Origin of the sequence: Ensifer sp. ENS03 (assembly GCF_014852035.1) — a bacterium.
GTDB classification, from domain to species: Bacteria; Pseudomonadota; Alphaproteobacteria; order Rhizobiales; family Rhizobiaceae; genus Ensifer; species Ensifer adhaerens.
The window spans coordinates 162,917-188,073 of the sequence record NZ_JACVAV010000007.1 but is presented as its reverse complement, the minus strand read 5'-3'; the positions used below and the strand labels follow the sequence as shown (position 1 = coordinate 188,073).

The following is a 25,157-nucleotide window of genomic DNA, read 5'->3' as shown; positions in this document are numbered from 1 at the left end:
CGTTAATCGACGGATTCAACGAGAGGGCGTTCAAGAGAATGCCTGACCGTCAGAAATCGAAATCCGCGGCAGAAATGCCGCGGATTTTTTATTTTAGAGATACAAGATAGACTTTAGCCTATCGAGATTTTGCATTGATTCGATCAGTTGAATCTGCTGCGCGGGTCATTAAGCGCGCGTGGCGTTTGAGCGGAACTTCAACGGAGTTTTTCGCTGTTCTACCGCAAAAAGCGATAATGTTGTTCAGGCGACACAGGTTTTCGATGGTTTGGAAATCCATTCTAATTCAGTGGATTTTATCCATGATTTTGGAAAAATGGTTCCGATCTGGCGTCATTGTGGCTAAATCATGAGAATCTTACGTAAATTCTGTGACCGATCGAGCCTGCTAACTGCTAGATCTCGCATTTGCGATTTCACGGGATCGTGAGAATACTTCGGCCCACACGACATGAGGTGGAATGTCGCAGTTTTGCAGTGCAGGGGGAGGAGCTGGATGGCTCACATGAATTTGAAGCGGGGTGTTCTGTCGGTAGCAGCGGGTTTGCTGTTTGCCTCCGCCGCGCACGCGGGCGGTCTTGAGCGCGGCGGTTACAACATCGATCTGCTGTTCGACCCGTCGGATTATGCGGGGGAAGCGTCGGCGACCTACGTCAATCCGCAGCGCGAATTGAAGAACGTCCGTGATACCGATACCGGGAACACCAACATCCTTACCGGGACTTTTGGTGGCGGCAATCTCAACAACAGACCGAATACTGCTGACGACACCGAGAGCTACTGGGTTCCGCGCGTCGGCGTTAAGGCAGCCTTTGGTGACAGCGTCGACTGTATGGCTGACTACTCCCAGCCCTGGGGTGCCCACACCAATCCGGGGCAGAACTGGGCCGGTGCCAACAGCAATATCGAAACGAAGGTAGAGAGCGACAACTACGCCGCGACCTGCTCCTACAAATGGGACATGGGGCCAGGCCAGTTCCGTGTGATCGGCGGCGTCTTCTATCAGGAAGTCAACGGCTTCAAGGAAAGGCTGGTTCAGGATTATACAGGCACGCCGCTCGCTGGTGCCTTTACCGGCATTGGCAGGCTCGAGCTTGGAGGGCATGGCTGGGGCTGGCGCGCAGGTGCTGCCTACGAAATCCCCGAGTATGCCTTGCGAGCGAGCCTCGTCTACAACAGTGCTGTCGATCTGGATAACCTCTCGGGCTTCATCGACCTTCGCCAGTTGGGCTTCGTTGTACCGGGCGTGGGCCTTGTGACCGGTACGAAATACGACGTAAACGGTGCGGCTTCGATGCCGGACTCGCTGGAACTCAAGCTGCAGAGCGGCTTTGCACCCGGTTGGGCGGCATTTGGCTCGGTGAAGTGGACGGACTGGAGCCAGCTTCAGGTCCTGAAGTTCTGCCCCGCCACGGTCTCCCGTACTACGCCATGCACGAGCCTTGATCTTCTCTACCGTGACGGCTGGACCATCACCGGCGGTGTCGGCCACAAGTTCAATGATCAATGGAGCGGCGCCGTCAGCCTGACCTGGGACCGCGGCACCAGCCACGGGTATGGAACGCAGACCGACACCTGGACGCTGGGAACCGGTGTTTCCTACACGCCGACCGAGAACCTCGAGTTCCGTCTTGCTGGTGCTGTCGGCATCATGACCGGTGGCAGTTCCGGTGCGGTGAAGTATGGTGACGACGTCATTGGTGACGACGTTTCCTACGATTTCGACGACGACTTTGTCGGTGCCATTTCGACATCGATCAAAGTGAAGTTCTGATCCTTCGTCATCTGATCCTGCAAGGCCCGGTTTTACCGGGCCTTTCTTATGTGTGGAGCCTCTTAACCACGCATCCGCACTGTGCCGCAATGTGACGATTCAGCAACACTTTTAATGCTAGAGTTTGCTAGGATCAGACTCGTTCCGGCTATGTCCATTTCCCGCCACAAACAGGGAGCAGCGATATAGGGACAAGCCTGCAATGTGAGTGCGATACCTGCAGCGTTTGGGGTGAAATGAAACTTGGATCGACGACCGTCATGAGAAATGTGGCCTCCGGCACGCCAGTGCAAGTGGTCCATTAAAATGACTGCTTCGGGGACTATGTCGAAGTTTCATTGTGGAAAGGTTGCGCCGGCTTTGTCGGCGGAGTTGGTGCAGTTCCCGGCGGCGGGTCGTCCGGGCTTGTGTGTTTGCAGCGGTGATGGGTTCGGCGTGGCCGGCTGGAACGGAAGAATTAGACTGTGATGCTTGCGGGTGAACTAAAGTCACTAAAGGTTGCGATACTCGGCGTGTCGCTGGCGGTCTGTGGGACCTTCGCCATGCCGGCCTACGCTTTTGATCCCGGTGCGGGCGTCACCAAAGAATCAGGTCCGTTCGCGCTCTTCAAGTTCGGGTTTTCCGCCTACAAGAATGGCCGCAAGGACGAGGCCGTAGAAGCCTACAAATACGCGGCCGAGAAGGGCCACACCGGATCCCGCTGGGCCCTCGCCAACATGTACGCCTATGGCGACGGCGTCGCCGAGAACGACCTTGAAGCCTTCAAGATCTATAGCGAAATCGCCCAGGAAGGCGTGGAGCCGGGCTCGGAAGACACCGGTTACTTCGTCAACGCGTTGATCTCCCTTGCCGGCTACTATCGCCGCGGCATTCCCGACAGCCCGATCAAGTCCGACATGTCCCAGGCGCGCCAGCTTTATTTCCAGGCGGCATCGACCTTCGGCGTCGCCGAGGCGCAGTTCCAGCTCGCGCGCATGCTCTTGTCGGGCGAGGGCGGTAGCGTGAATGTTCAGCAGGCCAAGAAATGGCTCAATCGTGCGCGCAAGAGCGGTCACGCCGGAGCCATGGGCGTCTTTGGCAATGTGATTTTCCAGGAAGGCCAGACCGTTCGTGGTCTCGCGTTCATGACTGCGGCACTCGACCAGTGTTCGCCGAAGGATCGGCCCTGGATGCAGTCGATGCAGGAGCAGGCCTTCTCGCTTGCCAGCGAGGACGATCGACGCACTGCAATCGCACTGTCGCAGAACCTGCACATGCAGGGCGACGACGACTGATTGTCATCGTCGAGCGGTCCCCGAACCGCCGCCGGCCCAGGGATCATTCTCCACACACTAAGATCTGGAAAGACGCGCCTTAAGCGGGCGCGAACGCAAACGTCCCGATGACGGGCACGTGGTCCGAAGGCTTCTCCCAGGCGCGGACATGCTTGTCGATGGATGTTGACACCAGCCGATCGGTCGCCTCCGGCGACAGCATCAGATGGTCGATGCGGATGCCGAAATTTTTCGGCCAGCAGCCGGCCTGATAATCCCAGAACGTATAGAGCGGCACAGTGTCCGACGTCGCGCGCACAGCGTCGGTGAAGCCGAGGTTGCGCAGCCGGCGAAATGCCTCGCGCGTTTCCGGCAGGAAGAGGGCATCGTTCTGCCAGACCTTGATATCCCAGCAGTCGTGTTCCTCGGGGATGACGTTGTAGTCGCCGGCAAGGATGAAGGGTTCCTCGAGCAACAGGCGCTGCTTCGCATAGGCCTCAAGCCGGCGCATCCAGGCGAGTTTGTAGGGATACTTCTCGCTGTCGACGGGGTTTCCGTTCGGAAGGTAGAGCGAGCAGACGCGGATCGCGCCGCCTTCGACCGAGAAGACACCTTCGATGAAACGTGACTGTTCGTCCGTATCGTCACCAGGCAGGCCGCGATTGACCTCGTCCGGCCGCAGCTTGGAAAGCAGCGCGACGCCATTGAAGCCCTTCTGGCCGTGTGTTTCGACATGATAGCCAAGCGCCTCGATCTCGAGGCGTGGAAAGCCGTCGTCGACCGATTTGATCTCCTGCAGGCAGACGATATCCGGTCCGCTTTCCTTCAGCCAGGCCAGCAGGCTGTCGATTCGCGCCTTGACGCCATTGATGTTCCAGGTGGCAATCTTCATGGCTCGAAACGCCCTTTCCATGTCGGTTAAGTCCTTGGCGGGGTCATTTCTAGCCGCTCCGGATTCTTTTGACAAATCCGTTACCTGCGGGTTTTCAACCGCGCGCCCGAGCAGCACCGACGCTTCCCATCAGGAGCCAGCGGTCGATACGGTATACGCTGCAGGCGTCGAATTGATTCCGCCCGTTGGCGGGCTATAGTCCCGCCCATGATCGATCTCGTGCAGAATTATTGGCCGCATATCCTGGCGCTTTTGTCCTTCGCGCTGGGCATTCCTGCGGCCATTCATGCCGCGATGACGAAGGACGACGTGCGCGCCGCGGCCGGCTGGGTCGGTGTCGTCCTGCTTTCGCCGATCGTCGGCGCGCTGATCTATGCCGTTGCCGGAATCAACCGTATCCGGCGCTCTTCGATCGGCTCGCAACGCGCTCTGTTGCGCGGGCAGGGGCCGGATCAGTTCGGCCGCTTCGACATTTCGGATGCCGACATATCGGTGCAGTTCGGAGAACGATTTGCGGCGATGAAGATCCTCGGCGACCGCGTTTCACGCCATCGTATGTGCACGGGCAACCGTATTTCGGTGCTCGCCGGCGGCGATGCCGTCTATGCCGCGATGTTGGAAGCGATCGCCGGCGCCCGGCGCTCGATCCTGCTCGAAAGCTATATCTTCGATCGCGACGTCATCGGCCTGCGCTTTGCCGACGCCCTGATCGCGGCGGTGGCGCGGGGTGTCGAGGTGCGGGTGCTGATTGACGCCGTAGGCGCGCGCTACTCGGTGCCGAGCATTGTCGGTCATCTGGAGGCGGCGGGCGTTCCGACGGCGGTTTTCAACGGCAACATCATCATGGGGTTACGGCTGCCCTATGCCAACCTGCGCACGCACCGCAAGATCCTCGTGGTCGACGGTCAGGTTGCCTTTGCCGGCGGCATGAACATCCGGGTGGGCTTCACCAGCGAGATCGCCGGTCAGGCGCCGGCACAGGATACGCATTTCCGCATGGCCGGACCGGTGGTCGCCGATATCTTCCAGGTCTCGTCCGAAGATTGGCAATTCTCAAGTGGCGAGGTTCTGGCGGGCCCCGCATGGGCGATCGAAGAGGCACCGCTGCCGGCGGATGGGCCGTCGGTACTGATGCGCGCCGTGCCATCCGGACCTGACGCCACCAATGAGACCAATCACAAGATGCTCATGGGGGCGTTTTCGGTCGCGCAGAAGAATATCCGCGTGATGTCACCCTATTTCCTGCCGGACCGCGAACTGATCAGCGCGCTCGTCACCGCCGCGCGCCGCGGCGTCGAGGTGGATATCATCGTTCCCGCAGTCAACAATCTGCTGCTGGTCGACAGGGCGATGACTGCGCAGTTCGATCAGGTGCTGAAGGGCCATTGTCGTGTCTGGCGGGCGAAGGGCGCCTTCAACCACTCCAAGCTTTTGACCGTGGACGAGCGTTGGGCCTATGTCGGGTCTACCAATCTCGACCCGCGCTCCCTGCGCCTCAACTTCGAATTCGACTTGGAGGTTCTCGACCGTGGTTTCGCCGAGGCGATTAATGGCGCGATCTCCGACATTCTCGCATCAGCCGAGCCGGTTACGCTCGAAAGGCTGCGCAAAAAGTCGTTCGCGGATCGATTGGCGAACCGCATTCTCTGGCTCGGATCGCCCTATCTCTGACGCAAACGGCTCCGTTCGTTGTTGAAACGGAGCCGGCTAAGAGAGACGTGGGGCGCTGGCGTCAGATGGAAAAACTCGTTCCGCATCCGCAGCTTGCAACCGCGTTCGGATTCTTGATCTGAAACGACTGGCCGAGCAGGTTGTCGACGAAGTCGATTTCCGAGCCGCCCATATAGACGAGCGACAGGCTGTCGATCAGGACCTTGGCTTCGTTCTTTTCCAGCACCAGGTCGTCGTCATTGCTGCTGTCGACCAGGTCGAACTTGTAGGAGAAGCCCGAGCAGCCGCCGCCCTCGACGGACACTCGCATGGCGTTGTTGTGGCTGTCGGAACGCAGGATCGTGGCGATCCGCTTCGCTGCAGCGTCCGAGAGGGTCACGGTTTCATGCGTCATATCTGCCTCCTGCCGGGGTCAAGAACCGGAGAGAATTGCCCTGTGTTAAAGCATGCGATCTGGTCGGTTTCGGGGCTTCTTTCAAGACCCGCGGCCAAGCCGTTGCTTCCGCTTGCGGAATCGGTCGATCTTGCATCACGCGTTTCCGTAGCTTTCACTATAGGTATGAAGGCTTGAATGTCCCGTCAATGGGACGACGAATTAGGTGGAAGATGACATTCGACAAAAATGCGCTCGGCTTCGGTTATGGTGAACATGCGCCGTTCGCGTCGAATCCCTGGATGACGCGCGGCAGGCTTTTTCCCGAAGCGACGAGTGCGACGCGCTCCGATTTTCAGCGCGACCGCGACCGCATCGTGCACACTACTGCGTTTCGCCGCCTGAAGCACAAGACGCAGGTCTTCATTGCCGCTGACGGCGATCACTACCGCACCCGTCTTACGCACACGATCGAGGTGGCGCAGATCGCCCGGGCTCTGGCGCGCGCGCTCAAGCTCGACGAAGATCTGGCCGAAGGCGTCGCTCTCGTGCATGATTTCGGCCACACGCCCTTTGGCCATACGGGCGAGGATGCCCTTCACGAGATGCTGAAGCCCTATGGCGGCTTCGATCACAATGCCCAGTCGCTGCGCATCGTCACCAAGCTCGAGCGGCGCTACGCCGAGTTCGACGGGTTGAACCTGACCTGGGAGAGCCTGGAAGGCCTGGTCAAGCACAACGGGCCGTTGCTAACCGCGGACGGTGAGGGCACGCGAGGGCCCGTGCCGCAGCCGATCCTCGACTATTGCGCGCTGCATGATCTGGAACTGGCGAGTTTTGCGAGCCTCGAAGCGCAGGTCGCGGCCATTGCTGACGATATCGCCTACAACACCCATGATATCGATGACGGTCTGCGGGCTGGCTATCTCACCTTCGAAATGCTCGAAGACGTGCCGTTTCTCGCGCGCCTGATGCGCGAGGTCCATGACCGTTATCCCGGTCTTGAAAGCAGCCGCTTCACGCATGAGATCATGCGGCGTCAGATTACCGCGATGGTCGAGGACGTCATCGGCGTCGCGCAGCAACGGATCGGCGAGATAAGGCCGCAACGTGCTGCCGATGTGCGCCAAGCCGGCACCGTGATGGCGACCTTCTCTGAGGAGATGGGCGAGACGGACAAGCAGATCAAGCGCTTGCTGATGACCCGGATCTACCGGCACCCGGAAGTCATGCGCGTGCGCGAAAATGCAGCCTCGATCGTCTGCGATCTCTATCATGCCTTCATGGACGACCCGCAGCTGATGCGTGAGCACTATTGGATCGACCAGATTGCCGGCATGGCGGAGCCGGCGCGGGCGCGGCACGTCGGCGACTACCTCGCCGGCATGACCGACACTTTTGCGATCAGCGTGCACAAGCGCTTGTTTGACCATACGCCCGATTTGCGCTAGGGACCCCCCGCCCGGAGGCTTGCGGTTCGGCCGAACCGAGCCTCCTTTTTGAGTTTTGCGCCGGTCACTTGTGGCCGGGAAAAGCGGACGGATCAGATGAATCTCTTCACGGACTTCGAATCAAGAATTAAGGACATTCTCGAAACGCTTGAAAGCGTTCGAGAAAAGCGATCCGAGCTTGACTTCGGCCGTGTCAATGTCGAGCCGCCACGTGATCCGAGCCATGGTGATGTTGCGACCAATGCTGCGATGGTGCTGGCAAAGCCGCTCGGCATGAATCCTCGCGCGCTTGCCGAACTCATCGTCGAGAAGCTCAAGCAGGATCCGGAAGTCACCGACGTCTCCGTCGCCGGTCCGGGCTTCATCAACGTCCGCCTTTCTGTTTCCTACTGGCAGAAGCTGCTGTCGGGCATGGCGCGTGCGGGCGTCGACTACGGCCGTAGCGCTGTCGGTGGTGGCCGCAAGGTCAACGTCGAATACGTATCGGCCAACCCGACCGGCCCGATGCATGTCGGCCATTGCCGCGGAGCCGTTGTCGGCGACGCGCTGGCCAACCTTTTGGCCTTCTCCGGCTATGAGGTCACGAAGGAATACTACATCAACGATGCGGGGTCGCAGATCGACGTTCTCGCGCGGTCCGCATTCCTGCGTTATCGCCAGGCGCTGGGCGAAGAGATCGGCGAGATCCCGCCGGGCCTTTATCCGGGCGATTATCTCGTGCCAGTCGGCGAGGCGCTCGCCGACGAATTCGGCACGAGCCTCAGGCTGATGCCTGAAGACAAGTGGATGCCGCTCGTCAAGGACCGGACGATCGACGCGATGATGGCGATGATCCGCGAGGATCTCGCGGCGCTGAACGTCAATCACGACGTCTTCTTCTCCGAGCGCACGCTGCACGCGAACGGTGCTGCCGCCATCCGCACAGCGATCAACGACCTGACCTTCAAGGGGCACGTTTACAAGGGCACGCTGCCGCCGCCGAAGGGCCAGCTCCCGGAGGATTGGGAAGACCGCGAGCAGACGCTGTTCCGCTCGACCGAGGTCGGCGACGATATCGACCGGCCGCTGATCAAGTCGGACGGCAGCTATACCTACTTCGCCGCCGACGTTGCCTACTTCAAGGACAAGTTCGACCGCGGCTTCGACGAGATGATCTATGTGCTCGGTGCCGACCATGGCGGCTACGTCAAGCGCCTTGAGGCGCTGGCGCGGGCCGTCTCCGGCGGTTCGTCGAAGCTTACGGTTCTGTTGTGCCAGCTGGTCAAGCTCTTCCGCGACGGCGAGCCGGTGAAGATGTCGAAGCGCTCTGGCGACTTCGTCACGCTGCGCGATGTCGTCGATGAAGTCGGCCGCGATCCGGTTCGATTCATGATGATCTATCGGAAGAACTCGGAACCGCTCGACTTCGATTTTGCTAAAGTAACAGAACAGTCGAAGGATAACCCGGTCTTCTACGTGCAGTATGCGCATGCGCGCTGCCGCTCGGTCTTCCGCCAGGCCGCGGACGCATTCCCGGATCTGAACCTCGAATCGGTCGATCTCGCCAGTGCCGTTCTGGGCCAGATCACGGATCCGACGGAGCTCCAGCTCGTCGCCAAGCTCGCAGAATATCCGCGAGTCATCGAGGCTGCGGCACTGGCTCAGGAGCCGCATCGCATCGCGTTTTACCTGTATGATCTTGCCGCCGCCTTCCACGCACATTGGAACAAAGGTAAAGAGAATCCGGAATTACGTTTTGTTAACGATAAAAATAGAGAATTAAGTACTGCCAGACTCGGGCTGGTGCATGCTGTCGCTTCGGTATTGAAATCCGGCCTGTCTATTACAGGCACCTCCGCACCGGAGGAAATGCGATAAGTATTGTCACCATTTTCCCACAATGCACTGGCACAGCGATACAGGCAATTGTGAGTGGAGAGCATGGCAGACAAACAATTCGCACGAAGCGGGCCGGCTGAATTCGATGTATTGGCAGACGATGATCCGTTGGCCGAACTCGCCCGGATCGTCGGTTACGATGCCCGGCCGGCCGTCCAACAGTTGCAGGAACTGCAACGACACCAGGAGGCGGTGCGTCAAGATCCCGCCTTCGATCTCGAAGACGAGCTGCTTCGCGCGTTCGACAGCTACGACGCGCCGCGGTCCGCACCGCAGCCGGCTCCGATCGAAGAGCCCCGGTTCGAGCCGGTAGCTGAACACGTCGTCGTTCACGAAGAGCCGGTGGCGGAGCCCGTCGCCGAGCTTGACGAGCCGGTGTTCGTCCAGCCCGAACGCGTCGAAGCGGCGCCAGCCCCCGTCGCTGACGAGGACTATGCCGAGGTTCACGCCTTCTCCGTGGCGCCGCAGGTTGCCGAAGACGGCAACGCCGAGGCCGTCGTCGACGAGCCGGCGTTTGACCTTGAGCGCGAACTCGAGTTGTCGCTTGGCGAAGCCGATCTGTTGTCGGACGACGTTGCCGAGGTTGCGGCGCACGTCGAACCGCAGGATATCGATCCGCATGATCAGTTCGTCGATGCATGGCAGGCGCCGGCCGTCGAAGCCGCTCCGGTCTGGGCCGAGCCGGCTCCGGTGGCGGATGCATTTTCGGCCTATGAACAGCCGCGCTTCGATGTCGCGGCCGAAGAGCGCGAAATTGAGCCTCCCTATCAGGAAGACGTGGTCGCAGCTCAGGCAGTCGTCGAGCAGGATGCTGGCCGCGACGATCTTCTGGCGGACATCGAACGGTTCCCGGTTCCGCCGGTCTCAGCGATGGTTGCCGCTGCGGTCCAGTCGCATCCGGCTCTCCATGTGGAAACACAGCCCGTCGTGGCGCCGGTGGTCACGCCAGCGGTTGCCACTGCCGCTCCGATAAAGAAGAGCCCTTATCCCTTTACGCCCACCTTCAGCCGTGCGACGCCGGTTGCGTCCGCCTCGGGCGCCAGCCAGCAGCGTGCCTTTGCCGGCCCGTTGGTATCGTCGGTCGCAGCACCGGTGGCCGCTGTTGCAGCGCCGGTTGCGGCAGTGGCTGCTGCTCCCGTTCAGGTCGCGGAACCCTTGGTCGAGGTGGCCAAGCCAATTGCGCAGCCGGAGCACGAGCCGAGCTTCGACATCGAGAACTTCGAAATGGAGCTCTCCGACGAGGCGCTGAAGCTCGACTTCGCAGACGTCACCGTAGATGAGCCGGTCGTTGCTGCCGTCGTACCGCAAGCACCGGTGCAACCGGTCGCGCAGGCGGCCGTTCCGCAGCGCGAGCCGGAGCGGTTCGTCGAGCCTTACGTCGCTCCCGCGCCGGTCGAGCGCCAGGAAGCACAGCCCGAGAGCACGCTGCCCTTCGATCCGTCGATGATTGCCGAAGCCGAGAACGGCGTCGCCCCGATCGCGGATATGGACGTGCCGCAGCTGCCGGTTATCGAGACCGAGAAGCCGGTCGCTTATCCGGCCGACTACGATCTCGACATCGACGCGGAAATGGCCCAGCTCTTCGGAACGCCGGCTCCGGTCAAGGAAAGCCGTCCGGCGGCCGTCGAAAAGGTGGAGCCGGCCCGTCCGGCACCGGCCGCTGCCGCTGCTCCGACCTTCGGTCAGGGTTCGCTTGACGATTTCGACGAGTTTGAAAAGGCGATGGAAGAAGACTTCCGCCGCTCGATCGTCGAGCGTCCGGCGGTTGCCCGCGATGCCGAACGGCTTTCAGCGGCGCAGACCCAGCAGGATGCCGGCGAATACCGCGAATATGGCACCGGCCGTCGCTCGCAGCGCACGATGCTGCTGGCAGCAAGCGTTGCCGGCGTCATCATCCTTGGTGGCGCTGCCGTCTACGCCTGGATGGGCGGTAGCGGCGCGGTCAGCTCGGCCGAAGGCCCGAAGATCATTCTGGCCGACAAGGCCCCGGTCAAGGTCGTGCCCGAGGAAAAGGGCGGCAAGACCGTGCCGAACCAGGACAAGGCGGTTTATGACCGCGTTGCCGGTGCTCAGGCTGGTGCCCCGCAGCAGGAAGCCCTGGTCTCTTCGACCGAGGAGCCGATGGATGTCGTCCAAAGGACGCTGACGCCGGAGACCCTGCCGCTCGAAGGCAGCAACGAGGCCGAAACTCTGCAGACGGCACTGCCAAACGAAGAGGACGGCGATCGCCTGCTGCCGGATGGCGCCAACGGCGAGACCGCTGCCCAGGAAGAAGACAAGACGCCGGCCGTCGCACCGAGGAAGGTGCGCACGATGATCGTCAAGCCGGATGGAACGCTGGTCGCTCGAGAGGAGCCGGTTGCAGCACCGGCGACCGATGTCGCCGGCACGACCCAGCCGCTGCCCGCAACGCCTTCGAACGAAGTCGCTGCTGCAGGCCAGGCTGCGGCCAACACCGACCAGGTTGCGCTTGCCGCAACGGGTAACGCCAACATCGAACAGGTTCCGGTGCGCAGCGTCACGACGACGGCTTCTGCCGGTGGCGACAAGGCGCCGACGCCGCAGACCCGTCCGGCCGCACAGCCTGCCGAAATCGCCCGTCCGGCGGAAGAGCAGGCCGCTCTCCCGGCTGAGACCCAGCCCGCGCAGCAGGTTGCCACGGCATCGGTTCCGGCCGGTGGCTACTTCATCCAGGTCGCATCTCTGCCGTCGGAAGCCGAGGCGCAGAAGTCCTACAACAGCCTTTCGAGCAAGTTCGGAAGCGTCATCGGCGGCCGCGGCGTCGACATCCGCAAGGCGGAGATCGCCGGCAAGGGTACCTACTACCGCGTCCGCATCCCGGCCGGTTCGAAGGACGAGGCCAATGCCCTTTGCTCCAAGTACAAGGGCGCCGGCGGAAGCTGCCTGGTTACCAAGTAAACGGGCATAATGATCGAGTTGACGAAGGGCGCGGCCGAGGAGGCCGCGCCCTTCGCGTTTTCGGGCTTCCGATGCCCATGACCTTGTGCATGAGTGGGGGTGCGCTGTCTTTGTGGCTTCGCGCCGGGCAGCCCGCGCTCTATGCTTTTGGGATGAGCGAATCAAAAGCATTTATCTCCGGCTGCAAGGGCCTTTCCCTCACGAGCGACGAGCGCGATTTCTTTGCAGGAGAACGCCCCTGGGGCTTCATTCTGTTCGGTCGCAACATTGGCGAGGAGCAGCAGATCTCGGATCTGGTGGCAGCCCTTCGCGACAGCATCGGCAATCCCAATGCGCCCGTGCTCATCGACCAGGAAGGCGGACGCGTTCAACGCATCCGCCCACCGCTCGTTCAGCAGTATCCGAATGGCGCGGCGATCGGCGAAATCTACCGCCGCGACGCGAAGCTCGGTCTGCGCGCCGCCTGGCTGATGGGACGCCTGCATGCCTTTGACCTGATGCGCTTCGGCATCACCGTCGATTGCCTGCCTGTGCTCGACGTGCCCGTGCCCGGCAGCCACGACGTCATCGGCAATCGCGCCTATGGGCACGATCCCGAGACCGTCACGGCAATCGGCCGTGCGATGGGCGAGGGACTGAAGGCCGGCGGCATGCTGCCTGTAATGAAGCATATGCCGGGCCACGGACGCACCTTCGTCGACTCGCACCACAACCTGCCTGTCGTCAGCGCCACATTCGATGAGCTTGCTGCGAGCGACTTCCTGCCCTTCGTTGCGATGAAGGACGAGGTGATGGCGATGTCGGCGCACATGGTGTTCACCACGATCGATCCGGACAATCCGGCGACCACCTCTGCGAAGGTCGTGCGCGAGATCATTCGCGGCCATATCGGTTTCGACGGCCTGCTGATGTCGGATGACGTGTCGATGAACGCGCTTGCCGGCGACATGACGACCCGCGCGCGCAACATCATTGCCGCGGGACTTGATCTGGTCTTGCATTGTCATGGCATAATGGAGGAAATGAAGGCCGTCGCGGATGTCGTCCCGGTTCTGGCCGGCGAAAGCTTGCGCCGGGCGCGGGCCGCCGAAGCCGCGTTCCGGGCGCCTGACGATGCGAGCGAAGTCGATCTGCGGGCGGAGTTCAATGCCCTGTTTGCAACCGTCTGAGGCAAACTGAGGCTGACGGCAAACAGAGACTGAAGGAAAGGATCGGGCTGCCAGTGAGCAATGCGGGCGAAAGACAAGGCAAGCCTGCGTCGAAGGCGCCGATGGAGCCCTTGTGGCAGGACGAGACTGCCGAGCGCGGACTGCATGAGGAAGCGCTGGTGGTCGACATCGCCGGCTTCGAAGGTCCGCTCGACCTGCTGCTGCATCTCGCCCGAAGCCAACGCGTCGACCTTTCGCGCATTTCCGTCCTGGCGCTCGCCGAACAGTACATCGCCTTTATCGAACGCGCGCGCAGCATCCGCATCGAGCTTGCGGCCGATTACCTCGTCATGGCGGCGTGGCTCGCCTATCTGAAGTCGCGGCTGCTGATCCCGCAGCAGGCGAAGGATGACGGTCCTACCGGCGAGGAGATGGCCTCGGCGCTGGCCTTCCGGCTCAAGCGGCTGGAAGCGATGCGCGAGGCGGCGACGCGGCTCATCAACCGAAACCGGCTCGGCCGGGACGTTTTCGTCCGAGGCGCACCGGAGCATATCGTCACCGAGAGGAAATCCGGTTTCGACGCTTCGCTCTACGATCTGCTGAGCGCCTATGCGGGCCTGCGCCAACGACAGGCCATCACCCAGGTGACAATCGAGAAGCGCCACGTCTGGTCGCTGTCCGATGCGCGGCTGATCCTGGCCCGCATGATCGGTGGTCTCGACGACTGGACTGCGCTCGATCATTTTCTCGTGCGCTACATGACGACGCCGAAGGAGAGAGCGACGGCAATCGCCAGCTCCTTTGCCGCGTCGCTCGAAATGGTTCGTGAGGGCCGCCTGGAGATCCGCCAAGAGGAGGCCTTCGCGCCGATCTATCTTCGGCGCGGACCAAATCCGATCGATGCGGAGACTCTCGCCGAGATGGAGGCAGCCCGTGGCTGAAGCCCAGAAGTACCTGCCTGGCGTTCCCGACGAGGAGGACGAGATCGAAACGGCATCCCTCGACCCCCGGCTGGAGCAGGAAGCCGAGCGGATCGCCGAAGCCCTGGTGTTCGCTTCGGCGCAGCCGGTGTCCGAGGCCTATATCGAGAGCCGGTTGCCGCGTGGCGCCGATGTCCGCACGATCATGCTGCGGCTTAAAGCCGTTTACGCGACACGCGGCGTCAACCTCGTTCAGGTGGCCGACCATTGGGCCTTCCGCACGGCCGCCGATCTCTCTTTCGTCGTTCAGACCGACGAACAGGAGGTCCGCAAGCTTTCAAGGGCAGCCCTCGAGGTTCTGTCGATCATCGCCTACCATCAGCCGGTTACGCGCGCCGAGATCGAGGATATCCGCGGCGTGCAGACCTCGAAGGGTACGCTCGACGTGTTGATGGAGGCGGGCTGGGTCCGGTTCCGCGGGCGCCGGCGCACACCGGGGCGTCCGGTGACCTTCGGCACGACGCGCGACTTCCTCGATCACTTCGGGCTTGAGGAACTGCGCGACCTGCCGGGCATCGAGGAATTGAAGGGCGCCGGGCTGCTCTCCGGCCGCGTGCCTTCGAACCTCAACATCCCCGTTCCGACCGGCGACGACGAACTGGCCGAGAACGAGGATCCGATCACCCAGCTCGACCTGGAGGAACTGGGGCTCTTGACACCGAAGGGCGAAGAAGCCGATTAGAAAAACCTGATTATAGATATCGGCTTTCCATGGCGTCGGGGCTCGCTGACCCTGCGCCACTGGTGTCAAGGAATGCAAGAGCATGGTTTCAGATCCGCAGGACGCTCCCGTCATGACCACGCGACGGACAGCGGGCGTCTCCTTCGCGGCGAGCCTGACCTTCGAAGATATTCACCACAGCTATCACGCCAAGGAAACGATCAAGGGCGTCAGCCTGGCGGCAAAGGCCGGCGAGGTCCTTTGCCTGCTCGGGCCTTCGGGATCCGGCAAGACGACCCTGCTGCGCATCGCCGCGGGTATCGAGAGGCAGAGCGCTGGGCGTCTGATGCTCAATGGCCAGGAAATTTCCGGCCCCTCAGTCTTCCTGCCGCCGGAAAAGCGTGGCGTCGGGCTGATGTTTCAGGACTTTGCGCTTTTCCCGCACATGACGATCCGCGACAACGTCCGCTTCGGTCTGACGGCGATCCCCAAGAAGGAAGGCCTGATCCAGGCGGATGCGGCGCTCGAGCGTGTCGGCCTGTCGCACTATGCCGATCTGTATCCGCACGTGCTTTCCGGCGGCGAGCAGCAGCGCGTAGCGCTTGCCCGCGCGCTCGCGCCGCGCCCGGCGGTGCTGCTCATGGACGAGCCATTTTCCGGCCTCGACTCGCGCCTGAAGGATTCGATCCGTGCCGATACGCTGGCGATCCTCAGGGAAACGCGGGCAACGGCTATCGTCGTCACGCATGACGCCGAAGAGGCGATGCGCATGGCGGATCGCATCGCGCTCCTGAAGGACGGGCGCCTCGTTCAGGTCGGAACGGCCGACGAACTCTACCGCGAGCCGAGGGATCTTTTTGCCGCCGGCTTCTTCTCGGAGATCAACGTCTTCGATGCGCAGGTTCGTGACGGCCGCGTCGAAACGCCGGTCGGAAGCGTTGCAGCCGGCCCCCATCCGGAAGGTAAGCGCCTCTCGGTGGCCGTCAGGTTGTCTGGAGTGCGCGTCGGCGAAGAGGATGGCGACATTCCCGCCCGCATTCTCTCCCGTCGCTTCATCGGCGTGGTCGAGCTTCTGGAGCTCGCCGTGCCGCGTTGTGAAGAGGTGGTTCGGGCGCGCATCAGGGCGGACCGATTGCCGCATGGATTGCGTGATGTAATGCTTTCAGTTAACGAGCGGGATATATTACTGTTTGAAAAAAGCAGTTCGGCATCTTAGGTTCTGTCACAACGAGACGCGTGCTTGAGGCACGCCTGAATATTGACATGTGATAGAGCCTAAATCGGGGAAGGCTCAGAGGAGTAAGAGCATGGGTTCGTTAAGCATTTGGCACTGGCTGATCGTTCTGGTCGTGGTGCTGCTCTTGTTCGGTCGCGGTAAGATCCCCGAACTGATGGGTGACGTTGCTAAGGGCATCAAGAGTTTCAAGAAGGGCATGTCCGACGATGAGGCGGCTGCTACCGACAAGACGCTCGACAGCAAGACCGTTGACCACAAGTCTGACGAAGTTCGCTAACAGTCTGGTGTCGGTGAAGCCTGTCCGGTGTCCATACCGGGCTGGCGGCATCAAGGGTTTGCAGGACATATCGCATGCTTGATATCGGCTGGACCGAGCTCGTCGTCATCGCAATCGTTCTGATCGTGGTTGTCGGGCCGAAAGACCTTCCGCCAATGTTGCGGGCTTTCGGCCGCATGACCTCGAAGATGCGCGGCATGGCATCGGAATTCCGTCAGCAGTTCGATGAAGCGCTGCGCGAAGCGGACCTTGACGAGGTTCGAAAGACCATCAGCGACGCGCAAAGTCTCAATCCGGCCAATGCGTTGCGCGATGCAATCAATCCGCTGCGCCAGATGGGCAACGATATCAAGGCGGACCTGCAGAAGGCGGCCACACCCGACCAGCCTGCGACACCGAACACCGTCGATACGGTTTCCGCCGTCGAACCGGCCGTTGCGCCGGCCGCGGTCGAAGGCAAGCCCGCAGATGCGGTTGCCGCTGCGGCAACCGGTTCGGCCAATCGCCAGATCGAGCGCGCAGAGGTCGCATCCGTCCCGGCAGAAAAGCCGAAGCGTGCGACCAGGACGAAGGCCGATGCGACGCCGGCTGTAAAGAAGGCCGCGCCCAAGTCGACAACGGCAGCGCCCAAGACGGCAACAGCTGCATCCAAGTCGGCCACGGCAAAGTCTGCTGCCAAGGCGCCCGCGAAGCCGGCCGCTGAAAAGAAAAAAGTGACGCCGACAGTGGCAGAGCCTGCTGCCAAGACGTCAAAGCCGCGCACCAGCGCGCGCAAGAAAGGTGAAGCATGAGCGGCGATATCGAGGACCGGCCGCAGCCGCTGATCGAGCATCTGATCGAATTGCGCAAGCGCCTGATGTGGGCCATCGGCGCGTTCTTCGCTGCGTTCCTCGTCTGCTTCTACTTCGCCAAGGGCCTGTTCAACCTTCTGGTGCTGCCGTTCAAATGGGCCGTGAGCTGGGCGGGCCTCAACCATCGCAATGTCGAGCTCATCTATACGGCGCCGCAGGAGTTCTTCTTCACCCAGATTAAGGTGGCGATGTTTGGTGCGCTGGTCATCGCCTTTCCTGTAATCGCGGCACAGATCTACAAGTTCGTTGCACCGGGGCTCTATAAGAACGAGCGCGCGGCGTTTCTGCCGTTCCTGGTCGCGTCACCGCTCCTGTTTCTGCTTGGCGGCGCGCTTGTCTATTTCTTCTTCACCCCGATGGTGATGTGGTTCTTCCTGGCCATGGAGCAGGGCGGTGGCGAAGGGCAGGTGGCCATTCAGCTCCTGCCGAAGGTCTCGGAGTATCTCAGCCTGATCATGTCGCTGGTCTTCGCCTTCGGCCTTGTCTTCCAGCTCCCGGTCATCACCACGCTTCTTGCCCGCGTCGGCTTCGTGAGCTCGCAGGGTCTTGCCGAGAAGCGCAAATACGCGATCGTGATCGCCTTCGTTGTCGCGGCCGTGCTCACGCCGCCGGACCCGATTTCCCAGATCGGCCTTGCGCTGCCAGCCATCCTTCTCTACGAAATTTCGATCTATACGGCGCGACTCGTCGAAAGGCAGCGGGCAGCGGACGCGCTCAAGAGCGAGGCTGCCGAGTCGCAGGAAGGATCTTCCGGAGAGGTCGGCCCCGCCAAGGGCTGAGCATTCGAGATTTCGCGCCGTGATCTGACCAACGCGTGGAACGAAAATGCTTGATATCAAATGGATCCGTGAGAATGCCGAGATGCTGGACGCCGCCCTGGCGAAGCGGGGCGCGGAGCCTTTGTCGGCATCTCTGATCGCGCTCGACGAACGCCGCCGTACGAACCTTCAGGCGTTGCAGGACATGCAGTCGCGCCGCAATGCGGCCTCGAAGGATATCGGCGCGGCCATGGCGCAGAAGAATGCCGAGCTCGCCGATAAGCTGAAGGCCGAGGTTGCCGACCTGAAGAACGCCATGCCGGCGCTCGAAGAGGACAGCCGCAAAATCGAGGCCGAGCTCAACGACGCTCTGTCGCGCATTCCGAACATCCCGCTGGACGATGTACCCGTCGGTGTCGACGAGACCGGCAACGTCGTCAAGAGCGTGGTTGGCAAGAAGCCCACCTGGAACCACCAGCCGCGCGAGCACTTCGAAATCGGCGAAGCGCTCGGGCTGATGGATTTCGAGGGTGCGGCCCGCATTTCCGGTTCGCGCTTCACAATCCTGAAGGGCCAATTGGCGCGGCTCGAGCGCGCGCTCGGCCAGTTCATGCTCGACCTGCACACCCAGGAACATGGCTACACCGAAGTGCAACCGCCGCTTCTGGTGCGCGACGATGCGATGTATGGCACGGGCCAGTTGCCGAAGTTCGCCGAAGACCTCTTCCGTACCACGGATGGCCGTTGGCTGATCCCGACGGCGGAAGTGCCGCTCACCAACATCGTCCGGGATCAGATCCTGGAAGGCGAAAAGCTGCCGCTGCGTTTCACCGCGCTCACGCCGTCCTTCCGCTCGGAAGCTGGTTCTGCCGGTCGCGATACCCGCGGCATGCTGCGCCAGCACCAGTTCAACAAGGTGGAACTGGTCTCGATCACCGATGCCGAAACGTCCGTTGCCGAACACGAGCGCATGACCGCCTGCGCCGAGGAGGTGCTGAAGCGCCTCGGCCTGCATTACCGCGTCATGACCCTTTGCACCGGCGACATGGGCTTTGGCGCCCGCAAGACCTACGACCTCGAGGTCTGGCTGCCGGGACAGGATACGTTCCGCGAGATTTCGTCTTGCTCGGTCTGCGGCGATTTCCAGGCGCGCCGCATGAACGCCCGCTACCGCACCAAGGAAGACAAGGGAACCCGCTTCGTTCACACGCTGAACGGTTCGGGCGTTGCCGTCGGCCGCGCGCTCATCGCCGTCATCGAGAACTATCTGAATGACGATGGTTCGATATCGGTGCCGGAGGTGCTGGTTCCCTACATGGGCGGCCAGACGCGCATCGAAAAGGTAGCCTGAGCGAACGTCGAGGGGAGTGCGGCATCATGCGGATCCTGCTGACAAACGATGACGGCATTCACGCCGAGGGCCTGTCGGTACTTGAACGCGTCGCCCGGACGATTTCGGACGATGTGTGGGTCGTTGCGCCCGAAGCGGACCAGAGCGGCCTTGCCCATTCGCTGACCCTGTCGGAGCCATTGCGGCTGCGACAGATCGCGGAAAAGCGCTTCGCACTTCGCGGCACGCCGACCGATTGCGTCATCATGGCCGTCCGCAAGGTGCTCGATCGCAAGCCCGATCTCGTGCTGTCCGGCGTCAACATCGGCGCCAACATGGCCGACGACGTGACCTATTCCGGTACCGTCGCCGGCGCCATCGAAGGAACGTTGCAGGGCATCCGCTCGATCGCGCTGAGCCAGGCCTACAATCACGCCGTCGGAAAGACCGTTCCGTGGGATGTCGTCGAAACGCACGCGCCGGCCTTGGTCCGCAAGCTGATGAAGGTGGATCTGCCTGACGGCACGCTGCTCAACGTCAACTTCCCCAATTGCTCGGCGGACGCTATTGCCGGTACGGAGGTGACGTCGCAAGGCAAGCTCGACTTCGGCCTGTCGATCGACGAGCGAACCGATGGCCGCGGCTTTCCCTATTTCTGGCTGCGTTTCGGCGAACGCTTCGGCGATTTCCGCGCCGGAACCGACATTCACGCCCTGCGCGAAAACATGATCTCGGTCACGCCGCTCAAACTCGACCTTACCGACTACAGTGTCCAGGATCGCCTGGCGCGGGCGCTCAACGAGGGAGCCGTTGCTTGAGTGCGCGGGTGACCGAACAGGAAGGCTTTGCCAAGATGGTGCTGCGTCTGCGCGCCGAAGGCATCACCAACCATGATCTGTTGAAGGCGGTTGAGCAGACGCCGCGAAGCCATTTCGCGCCGCCGCAGTACCAGGCCGAAGCCCATTCGCAGCGGACGATCCCGCTCGATTGCGGTTCGTTCATGGAGGGATACGACTTTGCGGTCCGTCTGCTGCACAGTCTCAATCTGAAATCCGGCCAGCGTGTTCTCGAAGTCGGCACCGGCAGCGGCTTCACCGCCGCGGTCATGGGACGCGTTGCCGAGCGGGTGCTGACGATCGACCGCTATCAGACGCTCGTCGGCATCGCCCAGAAGAACCTCGAAAAAACGGGTGTTCGCAATGTCATCGTCCGGCATGCCGACGGCAGCGCCGGCGTGCCGGGTGAGGGCACCTTCGACCGGATCCTGATCACGGCCGCCTTCAACAGTCTGCCGCGCATGTTTTCGGATCACCTCGTTTCGGGTGGCACCCTGCTGGTTCCGATCATGATGAGCGAGACCCATTGCCGGGTCGTGCGCGTCAGCCGCACGGGCAGCCGCTTCGATCGCGAGGATCTGTTCGACGCGCCTTACCTTCCGATCGTGCAGCAGCTGGCGTCGTTTCTCTAAATATTGAATTCCCGTCCGCGCGGGTGAGGAGCGCCGGTCGCGCCGGCGTCGACTATTAACGACCCCTTAACTTTCTCCAGTCTCGCGCAAGCTTCGCGCCATACGCCTGCCGTGCACGGACAGGGTTCCGCCTGCGAGTCGTCGCTTGCCTTGCGACGTCGGCGGACACCGGTCGCGAGGTACGGAGACGGCACATGCAGATCGCGAACAGGTTGACGGCGGCAGCATCCGGCGACGGGCTGAACAATCTTGCCGGGCGCAATGCCGGCCAGACGAATTCCGCAGGCAAGGATGAGCAGGCGGCGCAGGCGCTTGCCGCGACCTTCTTTGATCCGACGCCACGCATCTCGCTTTCGGCCGATGCCCTGCTTTATCTAGGCCAGACGAAGAAGGGATCCGACGGCCAGCCGGCGCTCACCCGCGAGGAATGGAACAACCGCCTGTCGCCGCAACTGGCCTCGCGCGAGTACCAGGCCTTCGGCAAGTTTCTCGATTCCGGCGATCACCAGGCCTATTACAAGAACTTCATCGACTACTACGACGGCCTTCGTCCGGAGGACCAGAACAGTTTGCGCTATTTCGGGACACGCGAGGCGGCGGTGGCCGGTCTGCGGTCGCTCGAATATGAAGAAGCAAGCGGTGCGGACGGAGACGCGGCGTTCCAGACTTTGGTGAGCGTCCTGCTCGACGAAGACAAGACGGCGCAGTCCGAAACCCTGGCGCAGCCGGCCGGTCGCCAGATTTTTGCCTGGGACCTGACGAGCATCAGCTACGAAGAGGACCAGACGGAGCGGCGATCCGTGTCCGAGATCGAGCGCCTCTATTCCGAACTGATCTAGCGCTAGGCTCATCGTGCCCGGGCGGCAGCTGTGACGCTGCCTCTAGCATGCGCTTCACGGGCGACGGTCGACCTATGGTTAGCATTTGGTCAAATTAGTCCTTTGGTGGGCTCTACCTTAACCACGCGGTAACTCTAATACGCTTTAATCAATCCACATCGAGTTGCGTTCGGAGTGGGTAAGCGTCATGCGTAAGTTTGTATCTCCCGGGGTTGGAAAGTCGACGATCCGCCTTTGCGTGGCGGTCCTGCTGGCAGGCGTCGCAACAGGCTGCAGTTCGGATGCAAGCCGGTTTGACGGCCTGTTCTCCCGGTCCGACAATATCACCACAAATTCCATCCCCCGAGACGCAACGCCGGTTCCGCGCGGCGATGTGTCCGTGGGTCAGATGGCGGCAACGCCGGTTGATAACCGTGGTTCAGCCCTCGGTCAGCCCTATCCCGCGGCAGCCGGGCAGGGTGCCTACGATCCGGTAAACACGGCCTCCACGCCCGTATCCAACGCCCGCGTCGCCTCGACCCCGATCTCCGTTCAGCGCACCACTCTGGCTGACCCGAGCGCTGCTGGAAACCAGCGCGCCGAAGCCCAGCCGTTCCCGGCAGCACGCCAGCAGGCCGCACTCGCCACGCAGCAGACGCTTCCCGCAACGGTCAAGGAAACTGCAAGCAAGAGCGGCTGGACGACGCAGAACGCTCCGACGATCATGGTTCGCCCGGGCGACAATGTCGCGGTTCTCTCCAAGCGTTTTGGTGTCCCGGAAAAGGAAATCCTGAAGGCCAACGGTCTGCAGTCCGCAGCGCAGGTCGAGACCGGTCAGCGTCTCGTCATCCCGACCTTCGGCGTCGCAGGCAGCGCTGCCAAGGCGGCAGCCACGAACTCGATCGCCGATCTCGATGGCAACAGCCGCCAGCCGTCGCCGCTGCCGGTCAACCAGCGCGACGTTGCGATCCTGCCGGGTTCGGCCCAGTCCCGCGAAAAGGGTGAAGGCAAGTCTGACGTCGTTGCAGGCAAGCCGGCAACGAACGGCGAGGGCGCCGGCGGTGGATCCTACACCGTCAAGCCGGGCGACTCGCTCAACCGTATCGCCAAGACGACGGGCGTATCCGTTGGCGCCCTCAAGCAGGCAAACGGCCTGACGGCCGAATCGATCCGCGTCGGCCAGACGTTGCAACTGCCGGGCGCAAATGGTGCCGCTCCGGATCAGCTCAAGACGGCCTCGGTTCCCAAGAAGGCCGGGCAGCCGCAGGTTGCCTCGCTCGACAAGAACAAGCCGGCTGAATACCAGGCGCCGGTTGCCAAGCAGAGCGTCAGCGAAGTCGCCAGCAAGACGACGGATATCGACGACGATTCTCCGAAGTCGACCGGCATCAGCAAGTACCGCTGGCCTGTGCGCGGCGCAGTCGTCGCCGGCTACGGCGCCAATGTCGACGGCAACCGCAACGACGGTATCAACATCTCGGTGCCCGAGGGCACGCCGATCAAGGCGGCTGAAAACGGTGTTGTTATTTATTCGGGCAGCAGCCTGAAGGAACTCGGCAACGCCGTCCTGGTGCGCCACGACGACGGCACGGTCACGGTTTATGGTAACGCTTCCGAACTCAAGGTTCAGCGCGGCCAGAAGGTTCAGCGCGGCCAGACGCTCGCTGCTTCGGGCATGACCGGCCGGGCAAGCCAGCCGCAGGTTCACTTCGAGGTGCGCAAGAACGCCACCGCGGTAAACCCGGCGACCTTCCTCGAATAGTCTCGATCGGTCGCAAAGCCGATCCGGATCCGATGTTTGCACCGCTTGCCCTCTCGGGCAGGCGGTGCTTTCTATTTCAGGATGTCGGCAAGGCGTGCGGTTCGCGACGCGCCCGGTTACCCGTCGAGCCTGTGGCGCAGGCGGCCGGCGAGATCCTGGATGAATTGCCAGGCGACGCGGCCGGACCTTGCTCCACGGGTCGTTGCCCATTCCAGCGCTTCGGCGTGCAAGGTGTCGCGATCGAGCTTGAAGCCATAGTGCGCGGCATAGCCGTCGATCATCGCCAGATAGTCGTCCTGGCTGCACTTGTGGAAGCCGAGCCACAGGCCGAAACGGTCGGACAGCGAAACCTTCTCCTCGACCGCTTCCGACGGGTTGATCGCGGTCGACTGCTCGTTCTCCATCATATGCCGCGGCAGCAGGTGGCGCCGGTTCGAGGTGGCGTAAAGGAGCACGTTGGAAGGGCGTCCCTCGACGCCGCCGTCGAGCACGGCCTTCAGCGACTTGTAGGACGTATCGTCGTGATCGAAGGACAGATCATCGCAGAAGACGATAACCGGGACCGGTGCCGACTTCAGAATGTCCATCAGCGCCGGAAGCGTGGCAATATCCTCGCGATGCACCTCGACCAGCTTGACCGCAACACCGGTGTCGCGCGCAACCTGCGCATGAACCGATTTTACCAGCGAGGATTTGCCCATGCCGCGTGCGCCCCAGAGAAGCACGTTATTGGCCGTGTAGCCCTCGGCAAAACGCAGCGTGTTGTCGAGCAGGATGTCACGGACATGGTCGACCCCGGTGATCAGGGACAGTTCGATGCGGTTCGGCTTGGCGACCGGCTGCAGATGGTGTGTCGCCGGGGCCCAGACGAAGCACTCGGCAGCGGTCCAGTCGTTGGCTGCAGCGGCGGGTCCGGCCATGCGCTCGATCGCCGCGGAAAGCTTCTGCATTTCCCTGATGAGAACGTCGATCTTGGCTTCCGGCATATGTCTCTCTCCACTCGCTGAATCAGGTGTTTGGCCGTGCCGTCATGATTCGAGGCGGCGTGGCCCTGGTGTTTACCGTAACCGCGTCGCGGCCAGGTCCCACCAGAAACCCGGTAGCACGCAGGTTTACGCTGGAAAAGGTCACCGAGGCCCGCGCGAGGGGTTCTCCTCTTGTGTAAATTGTGTCAGAGGCACAGGAACGGGTACGGGTGCCCGCGGCTTTGCAGAGCGGCGGGGCGTCCCTATATTCCGGCCGATTTGGCGCGGAGGAACCGCCGATATTTGAACTCAAGGAGTGATCGATGTTCATTACCGAAGCTTTTGCGCAGACTGCCGGCGCCCCTTCCGCCGGCGGCGCGGACATTCTCATGTCCATCCTGCCGTTCCTGCTGATTTTCGTCGTTATGTATTTCCTGATCATCCGTCCGCAGCGCGCTCAGATGAAGCGCCGCGAGGAACTCCTGAAGAACATCCGTCGCGGTGACCAGGTCGTGACCGGTGGCGGCATCGTCGGCAAGGTCACCAAGGTCGTTGACGACAGCGAACTCGAAGTCGAAATCGCCGATGGCGTGAAGATCCGCGTCGTCCGCAGCGGCGTGTCGGAAGTTCGCGTCAAGGGCGAGCCTGTCAAGGAATAAGGCAGGAACAGCCACCACCAGCCGAGCAACTG

General features: G+C 62.0%; 23 protein-coding genes. 19 read left to right on the top strand and 4 right to left on the bottom strand.

Translation table 11 applies throughout. From position 1 onward, the window contains the following. The first annotated feature begins 496 nt into the window (after window positions 1–496). Together IB263_RS23105 and exoR are read left to right on the top strand one after the other, a co-directional pair. Window positions 497–1,774, top strand: a complete 1,278-nt coding sequence (locus tag IB263_RS23105; protein ID WP_034796673.1) for an outer membrane protein transport protein — start codon at window positions 497–499, stop codon at window positions 1,772–1,774. 467 nt (window positions 1,775–2,241) lie between these two features. After that, the gene (gene exoR / locus IB263_RS23100) at window positions 2,242–3,048 is read left to right on the top strand and encodes an exopolysaccharide production regulator ExoR (RefSeq protein WP_034796672.1); all 807 of its coding nucleotides are present in this window, start codon (window positions 2,242–2,244) and stop codon (window positions 3,046–3,048) included. Window positions 3,049–3,127: 79 nt separating this feature from the next. On the opposite strand, the gene xth is transcribed toward exoR, so the two are convergent. Continuing rightward, the gene (gene xth / locus IB263_RS23095; protein WP_113186975.1) at window positions 3,128–3,919 is read right to left on the bottom strand and encodes an exodeoxyribonuclease III; all 792 of its coding nucleotides are present in this window, start codon (window positions 3,917–3,919) and stop codon (window positions 3,128–3,130) included. A 207-nt stretch (window positions 3,920–4,126) separates the two neighbouring features. On the opposite strand from xth, the gene IB263_RS23090 reads away from it, so the two are divergent. Next, window positions 4,127–5,590: a phosphatidylserine/phosphatidylglycerophosphate/cardiolipin synthase family protein gene (locus IB263_RS23090; protein ID WP_192439065.1), complete on the top strand. Its 1,464-nt coding sequence runs from the start codon at window positions 4,127–4,129 to the stop codon at window positions 5,588–5,590. A 61-nt stretch (window positions 5,591–5,651) separates the two neighbouring features. On the opposite strand, the gene erpA is transcribed toward IB263_RS23090, so the two are convergent. After that, window positions 5,652–5,984 (bottom strand): iron-sulfur cluster insertion protein ErpA, encoded by a 333-nt coding sequence (gene erpA / locus IB263_RS23085; protein WP_034796669.1) that lies wholly within the window; start codon window positions 5,982–5,984, stop codon window positions 5,652–5,654. Window positions 5,985–6,196: 212 nt separating this feature from the next. Between erpA and IB263_RS23080 the strand changes: the two genes are divergently transcribed. Then, entirely contained in the window at window positions 6,197–7,414 is a 1,218-nt protein-coding gene (locus IB263_RS23080; RefSeq protein WP_112976440.1) for a deoxyguanosinetriphosphate triphosphohydrolase, read from the top strand. Window positions 7,415–7,510: 96 nt separating this feature from the next. Beyond that, a complete protein-coding gene (argS, locus tag IB263_RS23075; RefSeq protein ID WP_034796661.1) occupies window positions 7,511–9,271 on the top strand; it encodes an arginine--tRNA ligase in 1,761 nt (586 codons plus the stop codon). Between the two features lie 6 nt (window positions 9,272–9,277). On the opposite strand, the gene IB263_RS34195 is transcribed toward argS, so the two are convergent. Beyond that, window positions 9,278–9,913: a hypothetical protein gene (locus IB263_RS34195; protein WP_246811067.1), complete on the bottom strand. Its 636-nt coding sequence runs from the start codon at window positions 9,911–9,913 to the stop codon at window positions 9,278–9,280. Between IB263_RS34195 and IB263_RS23070 the strand changes: the two genes are divergently transcribed. The 13 genes from IB263_RS23070 to IB263_RS23010 all read left to right on the top strand — a co-directional run bounded on the left by IB263_RS23070 (window position 9,854) and on the right by IB263_RS23010 (window position 23,501). Beyond that, a complete protein-coding gene (locus tag IB263_RS23070; RefSeq protein WP_246811066.1) occupies window positions 9,854–12,211 on the top strand; it encodes an SPOR domain-containing protein in 2,358 nt (785 codons plus the stop codon). The two genes, IB263_RS34195 and IB263_RS23070, sit on opposite strands and share 60 nt — an antisense overlap. Before the next feature lie 152 nt (window positions 12,212–12,363). Next, a complete protein-coding gene (nagZ, locus tag IB263_RS23065; protein ID WP_192439063.1) occupies window positions 12,364–13,380 on the top strand; it encodes a beta-N-acetylhexosaminidase in 1,017 nt (338 codons plus the stop codon). 53 nt (window positions 13,381–13,433) lie between these two features. Then, a complete protein-coding gene (locus IB263_RS23060) occupies window positions 13,434–14,300 on the top strand; it encodes a ScpA family protein (protein WP_371813562.1) in 867 nt (288 codons plus the stop codon). Beyond that, window positions 14,293–15,021, top strand: coding sequence for an SMC-Scp complex subunit ScpB (gene scpB / locus IB263_RS23055; protein ID WP_060516985.1), 729 nt, complete (start codon window positions 14,293–14,295; stop codon window positions 15,019–15,021). Before IB263_RS23060 ends, scpB begins: the two co-directional genes overlap by 8 nt. Before the next feature lie 82 nt (window positions 15,022–15,103). Next, the gene (locus tag IB263_RS23050; RefSeq protein ID WP_060516987.1) at window positions 15,104–16,216 is read left to right on the top strand and encodes an ABC transporter ATP-binding protein; all 1,113 of its coding nucleotides are present in this window, start codon (window positions 15,104–15,106) and stop codon (window positions 16,214–16,216) included. 91 nt (window positions 16,217–16,307) lie between these two features. Then, window positions 16,308–16,514: a twin-arginine translocase TatA/TatE family subunit gene (locus IB263_RS23045; RefSeq protein WP_034796642.1), complete on the top strand. Its 207-nt coding sequence runs from the start codon at window positions 16,308–16,310 to the stop codon at window positions 16,512–16,514. A gap of 74 nt (window positions 16,515–16,588) precedes the next feature. After that, window positions 16,589–17,305, top strand: coding sequence for a Sec-independent protein translocase protein TatB (tatB, locus tag IB263_RS23040; RefSeq protein WP_192439062.1), 717 nt, complete (start codon window positions 16,589–16,591; stop codon window positions 17,303–17,305). Continuing rightward, on the top strand, window positions 17,302–18,144 hold the full coding sequence (tatC, locus tag IB263_RS23035) for a twin-arginine translocase subunit TatC (RefSeq protein WP_060516991.1): 843 nt from the start codon (window positions 17,302–17,304) through the stop codon (window positions 18,142–18,144). The genes tatB and tatC overlap by 4 nt, the downstream gene beginning before the upstream one ends. Window positions 18,145–18,190: 46 nt before the next feature. After that, window positions 18,191–19,474, top strand: coding sequence for a serine--tRNA ligase (serS, locus tag IB263_RS23030; RefSeq protein WP_192439061.1), 1,284 nt, complete (start codon window positions 18,191–18,193; stop codon window positions 19,472–19,474). A gap of 26 nt (window positions 19,475–19,500) precedes the next feature. Continuing rightward, on the top strand, window positions 19,501–20,271 hold the full coding sequence (surE, locus tag IB263_RS23025) for a 5'/3'-nucleotidase SurE (RefSeq protein ID WP_034796625.1): 771 nt from the start codon (window positions 19,501–19,503) through the stop codon (window positions 20,269–20,271). Next, window positions 20,268–20,921 (top strand): protein-L-isoaspartate(D-aspartate) O-methyltransferase, encoded by a 654-nt coding sequence (locus IB263_RS23020; RefSeq protein ID WP_089044633.1) that lies wholly within the window; start codon window positions 20,268–20,270, stop codon window positions 20,919–20,921. Before surE ends, IB263_RS23020 begins: the two co-directional genes overlap by 4 nt. A gap of 194 nt (window positions 20,922–21,115) precedes the next feature. After that, window positions 21,116–21,760 (top strand): hypothetical protein, encoded by a 645-nt coding sequence (locus IB263_RS23015; RefSeq protein ID WP_034796617.1) that lies wholly within the window; start codon window positions 21,116–21,118, stop codon window positions 21,758–21,760. A 187-nt stretch (window positions 21,761–21,947) separates the two neighbouring features. After that, window positions 21,948–23,501 (top strand): peptidoglycan DD-metalloendopeptidase family protein, encoded by a 1,554-nt coding sequence (locus IB263_RS23010; protein ID WP_192439060.1) that lies wholly within the window; start codon window positions 21,948–21,950, stop codon window positions 23,499–23,501. Window positions 23,502–23,617: 116 nt separating this feature from the next. Here IB263_RS23010 and IB263_RS23005 read toward each other — a convergent pair whose 3' ends face one another. Continuing rightward, window positions 23,618–24,487, bottom strand: coding sequence for an ATP-binding protein (locus IB263_RS23005; protein WP_034796613.1), 870 nt, complete (start codon window positions 24,485–24,487; stop codon window positions 23,618–23,620). 302 nt (window positions 24,488–24,789) lie between these two features. Between IB263_RS23005 and yajC the strand changes: the two genes are divergently transcribed. Continuing rightward, window positions 24,790–25,125, top strand: a complete 336-nt coding sequence (gene yajC / locus IB263_RS23000) for a preprotein translocase subunit YajC (RefSeq protein ID WP_034796611.1) — start codon at window positions 24,790–24,792, stop codon at window positions 25,123–25,125. Window positions 25,126–25,157: the final 32 nt, after the last annotated feature.

Coding starts and splice junctions, on each gene's coding strand:
- IB263_RS23105 (WP_034796673.1), top strand. CDS start 497: ATGGCTCACATGAATTTGAAGCGGGGTGTTCTGTCGGTAGCAGCGGGT.
- exoR (WP_034796672.1), top strand. CDS start 2,242: ATGCTTGCGGGTGAACTAAAGTCACTAAAGGTTGCGATACTCGGCGTG.
- xth (WP_113186975.1), bottom strand. CDS start 3,919: ATGAAGATTGCCACCTGGAACATCAATGGCGTCAAGGCGCGAATCGAC.
- IB263_RS23090 (WP_192439065.1), top strand. CDS start 4,127: ATGATCGATCTCGTGCAGAATTATTGGCCGCATATCCTGGCGCTTTTG.
- erpA (WP_034796669.1), bottom strand. CDS start 5,984: ATGACGCATGAAACCGTGACCCTCTCGGACGCTGCAGCGAAGCGGATC.
- IB263_RS23080 (WP_112976440.1), top strand. CDS start 6,197: ATGACATTCGACAAAAATGCGCTCGGCTTCGGTTATGGTGAACATGCG.
- argS (WP_034796661.1), top strand. CDS start 7,511: ATGAATCTCTTCACGGACTTCGAATCAAGAATTAAGGACATTCTCGAA.
- IB263_RS34195 (WP_246811067.1), bottom strand. CDS start 9,913: ATGCGGATCGATATCCTGCGGTTCGACGTGCGCCGCAACCTCGGCAAC.
- nagZ (WP_192439063.1), top strand. CDS start 12,364: ATGAGCGAATCAAAAGCATTTATCTCCGGCTGCAAGGGCCTTTCCCTC.
- IB263_RS23050 (WP_060516987.1), top strand. CDS start 15,104: ATGGTTTCAGATCCGCAGGACGCTCCCGTCATGACCACGCGACGGACA.
- IB263_RS23045 (WP_034796642.1), top strand. CDS start 16,308: ATGGGTTCGTTAAGCATTTGGCACTGGCTGATCGTTCTGGTCGTGGTG.
- tatB (WP_192439062.1), top strand. CDS start 16,589: ATGCTTGATATCGGCTGGACCGAGCTCGTCGTCATCGCAATCGTTCTG.
- tatC (WP_060516991.1), top strand. CDS start 17,302: ATGAGCGGCGATATCGAGGACCGGCCGCAGCCGCTGATCGAGCATCTG.
- serS (WP_192439061.1), top strand. CDS start 18,191: ATGCTTGATATCAAATGGATCCGTGAGAATGCCGAGATGCTGGACGCC.
- surE (WP_034796625.1), top strand. CDS start 19,501: ATGCGGATCCTGCTGACAAACGATGACGGCATTCACGCCGAGGGCCTG.
- IB263_RS23015 (WP_034796617.1), top strand. CDS start 21,116: ATGCAGATCGCGAACAGGTTGACGGCGGCAGCATCCGGCGACGGGCTG.
- IB263_RS23010 (WP_192439060.1), top strand. CDS start 21,948: ATGCGTAAGTTTGTATCTCCCGGGGTTGGAAAGTCGACGATCCGCCTT.
- IB263_RS23005 (WP_034796613.1), bottom strand. CDS start 24,487: ATGCCGGAAGCCAAGATCGACGTTCTCATCAGGGAAATGCAGAAGCTT.
- yajC (WP_034796611.1), top strand. CDS start 24,790: ATGTTCATTACCGAAGCTTTTGCGCAGACTGCCGGCGCCCCTTCCGCC.